This is a genomic window from Candidatus Rokuibacteriota bacterium (assembly GCA_016209385.1).
Taxonomy (GTDB): Bacteria; Methylomirabilota; Methylomirabilia; order Rokubacteriales; family CSP1-6; genus JACQWB01.
In genome coordinates, this window is sequence record JACQWB010000287.1 from 1 (window position 1) to 6,700 (window position 6,700).

General features: G+C 68.3%; 6 protein-coding genes and 1 pseudogene. All 7 read left to right on the forward strand.

Going from position 1 to position 6,700, the window contains the following annotated elements:
- Positions 1-1,311: 2-oxoacid:acceptor oxidoreductase family protein (locus HY726_21665; protein MBI4611606.1), on the forward strand; the 1,311-nt coding region annotated here is incomplete at its 5' end.
- Complete coding sequence (locus HY726_21670) at positions 1,304-1,708, forward strand: CBS domain-containing protein (protein ID MBI4611607.1); 405 nt, start codon at positions 1,304-1,306, stop codon at positions 1,706-1,708. The genes HY726_21665 and HY726_21670, both read left to right, overlap by 8 nt.
- A gap of 200 nt (positions 1,709-1,908) precedes the next feature.
- Entirely contained in the window at positions 1,909-3,636 is a 1,728-nt protein-coding gene (locus tag HY726_21675; protein MBI4611608.1) for a 4Fe-4S binding protein, read from the forward strand.
- A gap of 545 nt (positions 3,637-4,181) precedes the next feature.
- On the forward strand, positions 4,182-4,520 hold the full coding sequence (locus HY726_21680) for a P-II family nitrogen regulator (GenBank protein ID MBI4611609.1): 339 nt from the start codon (positions 4,182-4,184) through the stop codon (positions 4,518-4,520).
- A gap of 33 nt (positions 4,521-4,553) precedes the next feature.
- Positions 4,554-4,784, forward strand: coding sequence for a hypothetical protein (locus HY726_21685; GenBank protein MBI4611610.1), 231 nt, complete (start codon positions 4,554-4,556; stop codon positions 4,782-4,784).
- 180 nt (positions 4,785-4,964) lie between these two features.
- Positions 4,965-5,849, forward strand: coding sequence for a universal stress protein (locus tag HY726_21690; protein MBI4611611.1), 885 nt, complete (start codon positions 4,965-4,967; stop codon positions 5,847-5,849).
- Positions 5,842-6,700 (forward strand): annotated as a pseudogene (locus tag HY726_21695) (citrate (Si)-synthase). Before HY726_21690 ends, HY726_21695 begins: the two are co-directional and overlap by 8 nt.

Below are 6,700 nucleotides of genomic sequence, written 5' to 3' on the forward strand. Positions count from 1 at the left end.
ATCATGTCCGGCGTGGTCCAGAACCAGGACGCCTACATGAAGGGGAAGATCGCCCAGCGCTTCTTCTATGACCGGCTGCCCGCGATCCTCCAGCGGGTGATGGAGCGCTACGGTGACCTGACGGGCCGGCGTTACGACCTCGTGCAGGGGTACCGCCTGGAGGATGCCGAGTACGCCATCGTCGGAATGGGAAGCCTCGTGGAAACAGCCATGGCGGCCGTGGACTGGATGCGGGCCGAGCGCGGCTGGCGGGTGGGGGCGCTCCACGTCACGGCGTTCCGTCCCTTTCCTGGCCCTGCGATCGTGTCGGCCCTCAAGGACGTGGAGGGCGTGGCCATCATCGAGCGGGTGGATGTACCCACCGCCCAGTCCAACCCCCTGACCGCTGAGATCAAGGCAGCCTTCGCTGATGCGGCTACCGGCGCCCCAGACTATCCCGCCATCGCGAAAGTCCCCCTGATCGCCTCGGGGGCCGCAGGCCTTGGGAGCCGCGACATCAGCCCGGGCGACTTCGTCGCCGCGGTGGCCGCTCTCCGGCGCGGCGCTCCGCGCTTCTTCGTCCTGGGCATCCGGCACCCGCTCGCGCTCCCCCGGGAGGCGGACCCCGACATCCGGCCGCCGGGGGCCTTCTCCATGCGCGGTCATTCGGTCGGCGGCTTCGGCTCGGTGGCGACGAACCGGGTCATCGCGACGATCCTGGGCGACCTCTTCCATCTGAAGGTCCAGGCCTATCCGCTCTACGGCTCCGAGAAAAAGGGGCTCCCCACGACGTACTACCTCACCGTCGCCGACGGTCCGATCCGGGCGCACTCGGATCTGACCCATGTGGACTTCGTGCCGCTCAACGACGTGAATGCCTTCCGCCTGGGGAACCCGCTCGCCGGCCTCGCCGAGGGGGGGATGCTCTTCATCCAGAGCGCCCGGACGGACCCGGCGGCGACCTGGGCCGACATCCCCGAGCACGCCCGGCGGCTGATCGCGGAGAGGCGCATCCGGCTGCTGGCCCTGGACACGGTGCGGATCGCGCGCGAGGTCGCGTCGCGGCCGGAGCTTCAGCAGCGGATGCAGGGAATCGTGCTCCTGGGCGTCTTCCTCCGCGCGACGCCCTTCCTCCGCCAGCGGGGGCTCACGGAGGCCGAGGTCTTCGAGGCCGTGGAGCGCTCCCTCCGGCGCTTCTTCGGCAAACGCGGGGAGGCGGTGGTGCAGGAGAATCTCACGGCCGTTCGCCGGGGGTACGCGGAGGTCATCGAGATTCCGCCGCACGTGATGGCCCCGGTGGTGCTCGCGGGGAGTGGAGGGATCCGTGGCTAGACGGCTCGTTCGAGACTGGATGCACGCGGGGGTGATCGCCTGCCGGCCGGACGCGCCGGTCGCCGAAGTCGCGGAGACCATGAAGCGCCATAACGTGAGCGCCCTGGTCGTGGTGGACCAGGCGGGGTACGCGGTTGGGGTGATCTCGCTCACGGACCTGGTTAACGCCGTCTTCGTCCAGCCGTATCTGCCGCACTGGCGGGGCATGACGGCGCGGCACCTGATGTCGACCCCGGTCATCAGCGTCAGGGCAGACAGCTCGGTGGAGGCGGCCATCGAGCTGATCCGCGAGCGGAAGATCCACCGGCTGGTCGTGACCGAGGCCGAGGGCGATCGGGAACGCCCGATCGGTATCCTCTCGGTCACGGACCTGGTGCACAACATGGAACACGCATAGGACGATCGGAGGGGGACACCCACGCCTGCGGCGTGGGTACCCGGGCCCCCTCCGAGGCCTCCCCCAGGAATGGTGGTTCGAGCGTGGCGGGTTCGGCGATGCCGCGAGGCAGGCCACCCGCCGCGCGAGGCCCGAGTGAATTGCGCGGGCGAAGCCCGCGCTCGAAGGGCATTACCCCGACACACGCATAGGAGCCGGCCATGGGCCACGACCCGCTCGTCGACCCGTTGGAGCCCGACGCCGTCGAGCCCGACATCGGCACGAAGGAACCGGGGACGGCCAAGGAGTCCCACGAGATCGGGCTCCTGCCGACCGGAGTCCTGGCCCTGGACGTGGAGGCCTATGTCGAGGACTTCAACGCGCGAGTCGTCGGTGCCTACGAGAAGGGGATAGGCTCGCAGGAGCTGCCGGCGGACGTCGGGATCGCCCGGAGCCTCATCCCTCCGGGGACAGCCGCCCTCAGGGACTTTTCCTACCTCTCCCCGCAGATCCCGGAGTTCATCGCCGACAAGTGCGTGGGCTGTATGAGCTGTGTCACAGAGTGCCCCGACACCGCGATCCTGGCCAAGGCCATCCCTAGCTCCCGCCTGGAGGCCGAGCTCGCGACCACGGGCGCCGAAGCGGAACGCCGGCGCCTGGCGTCCCACTGGGTCAGGACCCGGAAGTACTTCGACGTGCCGGCGCGGAAGGGGCGGGAAGGCGCGATGTTCGGGATCTTCGTGGACCCGACGAAGTGCAAGGGGTGCGCGGAGTGCGTCCAGGTGTGCGACGAGCTGGGGTACCACGCGCTCAGGATGGTGAGGAAGGACGAGGGGACACTGGCACGCTATCGCACGGCGTTCAGCTTCTTTCGCCAGGTCGGGCCGACACCGAGGGAGTACATCAACGAGCGCGCGCTGGCCGACATGATGCTGGCCGAGCAGTCGGGGCTGCTCTACGTGGGCGGGGCCGGCTCATGCATGGGGTGCGGCGAGGCGACGGCTATCCGGATGCTGGTGGCGGCGACGGGATTCGTCCACGGTCCGGAGGGCCTCGCCATCGTCGCCGCCACGGGGTGCAATACCGTGTACTGCTCGACCTACCCCTACAACCCCTTCCTCGTGCCGTGGACCAACTCGCTCTTCGAGAACGCGCCGGCGGTCGCGATGGGGGTGCGCGCCAAGTGGGACCAGCGGGGCTGGCAGGCCAAGCGCCTCTGGGTGATCGGCGGCGACGGGGCGATGTACGACATCGGCTTTCAGTCGCTCTCGCGGATGCTGGCCTCGGGCATGGACATCAAGGTCCTCGTCCTGGACACCCAGGTCTACTCCAACACCGGTGGCCAGGTCTCAACGGCATCTTTCCTCGCTCAAGACGCCAAGATGGCGGCGGTGGGCGCGGCCCTGGCGGGTAAGGCCGAGCGGCGCAAGGAGCTGGGACTCCTCTGCCTGATGCACCCCGAGGTCTTCGTCGCCCAGACGACGCCCGCCCACATCAACCACTTCTACCGCGCGGTCCTCGACGCCAACAGCTTCCCCGGGCCGGCTGTCGTCGTCGCCTATACCGCTTGCCAGCCCGAGCACGGCGTCGGGGACGACCGGGCCGCGTCTCAGGCCAGCCTGGCGGTGGATTCTCGCGCCTTTCCGCTTTTTGTCTACGACCCGCGCAAGGGAGAGAGCATCCGCGAACAGCTCTCGCTCCAGGGGAATCCCGATCCGAAGGAAGACTGGGCGCGACATCCCAGGAGCGGGGAGACCATCGACTTTATCAACTTCGCCCGGACGGAGGGGCGGTTCGCCCGCCAGTTCGATGCCCTCGGCCGCCCCTCACCCGCGCTCCTGGCGGCGCAGGCGGACCGGCTCGCCAACTGGCGGAGGCTTCAGGAGCTGGCCGGGCTCAGGCCGGGATCGGAGGCGGCGGTGGCGGCACCTAAGCGGGTGTCGGAGTAATGCCCTTCGAGCGCGGGCTTCGCCCGCGCAATTCACTCGGGCCTCGCGCGGCGGGTGGCCTGCCTCGCGGCATGGCCGAACCCGCCACGCTCGAACCACCATTCCTGGGGGGAGGCCTCGGAGGGGGACACCCACGCCTTCGGCGCACCCGGGCCTCCGGCCCGGGTACCCGCCCGGGCCCCCTCCGATTGGGCGGGCGTCGCGACGGAGAGCTTCCATGGCGTTCCGGGAACGAGAGGCTCTCCCCAGGAGCACGAAGGAGGTGCGGTTTGAGGTTAGGAGGCACCCCGGAGAAGCCAGGTAAGGTCGGAGCGCCGAACTGTCCCTTTCTGAAGCCGGTCATGGCCGATCAGATCTGGATGTACCCCACGGGGGTCTACTGCCGACTGCCATCGGGGCGAATACGGGTTCCCGCTCGCGACACAGTGGCCAAATACTGCGCGAGCGGCCACTATCACGACTGCCCTTCATACCGGAGCTGGCGGCAGCAGGCGACGGCCTGACGAGGAGTTTGCTCCGGATGACAGACGCTGAGGAGGCAACGCATGAAGAAGATCGAGGCCATCATCAAACCGTACCGCCTGGACGACGTGAAGGCGGCGCTCTCCGACGCGGGGCTCCTCGGGATGACGGTCTCCGAGGTGCGTGGGTTCGGTCGCCAGAAGGGGCACACGGAGCTTTACCGGGGCGCGGAGTACACCGTGGACTTTCTCCCCAAGATCAAGGTGGAGATCGTGCTGGGCCATGAGCACCTCGCCGTCGCCCTCGAGGCCATCAGGAAGGCGGCGTGGACCGGCTCGATCGGCGACGGCAAGATCTTCGTCTCTGACGTGGAGGACGCCGTCCGTATCCGCACCGGGGAGCGCGGCGAGGCTGCGCTGTGAGCCCGGGTCTGCTGGCTTTGGCGGGGGGGTGACATGAGCGGAGCGTGGAGGATCGAGCACGAAGGGTGTCCGTTCCTGAGGCCGGCCATGACCGTCCGCCTCCTGGCGTTCCCGATCGCGGTCTACTGCCGGCTGCCCAACGGGCGGGTCCGGGTTCCCTCGCGCGACGAGTTGATCCGGTTCTGCACCTCCCGGCGTAGCGAAGACTGCCCTCGCTACCGGCTTGCGTGCTGCCGGGAGCCCGTCGCCGCGGGTCTGGCTTGACTCGCTGCCAGTGCTGTCCCACAGCCGAGACAGCTGGGGCGTCACTGCCCCACCGGCCGCCGGGCCGGTCGGGCCTAATCGCTTGATAGGCATGCGGTTGTCGTCTGGCACCCCCCTTGCTCTCCATTCGGCTCGTTGGGCCTTGATGCTCCCGGTGGAAAGGAAGAAGGAGGCGGTCTCATGGAACGAATCCTGGTCCCGCTGGATGGCTCGGCGCTCTCGGAGGCGATCGTTCCCGTCGCCGAAGCGCTGGCCCGCGACTACGGGGCGGAACTGGTCCTGCTCCGGGCTGTCCGCACGCGCATCGTCGAGGCCCTCGAGCCCGAAGCGAAGGTAGCAGGAGAGGCCGAGGCGTACCTCAGACGGATTGCCGAGGAGGTTCGGGCTCGTGGCCTCTCTCGGGTCAGCTGGAGTGTCCGGTTCGCTAAGCCCGAGCACGCGATCGCAGAAGCGGCAGCACGAAATCGCGTGGACCTCATCACGATGACCACACACGGGCGGGGCGGGCTCAGCCGGCTGCTCCTTGGCAGCGTCGCCGAAAGCCTGGTCCGCCAGGCGCCGGCGCCGGTCCTCCTCGTCCGCGGTCAGCCGTCCTGGCTCGCCGGAAAAATCACGAGGATCCTCGTACCGCTGGACCTGTCTGAACTGTCGGCGGAGATTCTCGGGATCGTGGAAGCGCTCGCGGGCCCCCTTGACCTGGCCATTGTCCTCCTCCATGCTGTGGAACCGATCGATCGGACCGCCACCGCTGAGGCCGCCGCGCGGCTGGAAGAGATCACCGAGTTGCGTCGGGCGGACGCCGACACTTACCTCGCCAAGGTCGCCCAGGACCTCCAGGGCAAGGGCCTCCGGGCTCGGCATCTGGTACGGACCGGCGCAGCCCTCGACGTGATCCAGGAGTCGGCCAGGGACGAGGGGATAGACCTGATCGCCATGACCACGCACGGCCGCACCGGTCTCGGTCGTCTCTTCTTCGGGAGCGTGGCCGAGCGAGTGTTGAGAGCTGCCCCGGTGCCGGTGCTCCTCTTGAAGGCTCGGGAGAACGGAGGGATGAGTCATGCCTGATCAGACGCTCACCATCACAGACAACCGGACCGGTAGGCGCTACGAGATCCCGGTCGAGCACGGCGCCGTGCGCGCCACGGACCTGAGGCAGATCAAGGTGGCCCCGGACGACTTCGGCCTCCTTTCTTACGACCCGGCCTTCATGAACACGGCCTCGTGCAAGAGCTGGATCACCTTCATCGACGGCGAGCGGGGGGTCCTCCGCTACCGTGGGTATCCCATCGAGCAGCTCGCCGAGCAGTCCATGTACCTGGAAGTGGCCTACCTGCTCATCCACGGCGAGCTGCCGACCGCGGCCCAGCTCGAGAACTGGACCTGGGAGATCACGCACCACACCTGGATCCACGAAAATCTGAAAAAATTCTTGGACAGCTTCCATCACGACGCTCACCCCATGGGGATGCTGGTCTCCGCCGTCGCGGCGCTCTCGACCTTCTACCCGGAGGCGAAGCACCTGACCGACGCCGAGAACCGGCGACTCCAGGTCATCCGGCTGATCGCCAAGATGCCCACGCTGGCGGCGTTCGCCTACCGGCATAGCCTCGGCATGCCCTATGCGTATCCGGACAACGACCTCAGCTATACCGGCAACTTCCTCAACATGCTGTTCAAGACCACGGAGGTGAAGTACAAGCCGGACCACGTGCTCGAGCGCGCAGTGGACGTGCTCTTCATCCTCCACGCGGACCACGAGCAGAACTGCTCGACGAACGCCGTCCGGAGCGTCGGCTCCTCGCGGGGGGATCCGTACTGCGCCGTCGCCGCCGGCGCGGCGGCCCTCTACGGCCCCCACCACGGCGGCGCGAACGGGCGGCCCTCCGGATGCTCCAGGCCATCGGCTCGGTCGAGAA

Excerpts from the sequence above, each read along its gene's own strand:
- HY726_21675 (MBI4611608.1), top strand. The coding sequence starts at position 1,909 with ATGGGCCACGACCCGCTCGTCGACCCGTTGGAGCCCGACGCCGTCGAG.
- HY726_21680 (MBI4611609.1), top strand. The coding sequence starts at position 4,182 with ATGAAGAAGATCGAGGCCATCATCAAACCGTACCGCCTGGACGACGTG.
- HY726_21690 (MBI4611611.1), top strand. The coding sequence starts at position 4,965 with ATGGAACGAATCCTGGTCCCGCTGGATGGCTCGGCGCTCTCGGAGGCG.
- HY726_21685 (MBI4611610.1), top strand. The coding sequence starts at position 4,554 with ATGAGCGGAGCGTGGAGGATCGAGCACGAAGGGTGTCCGTTCCTGAGG.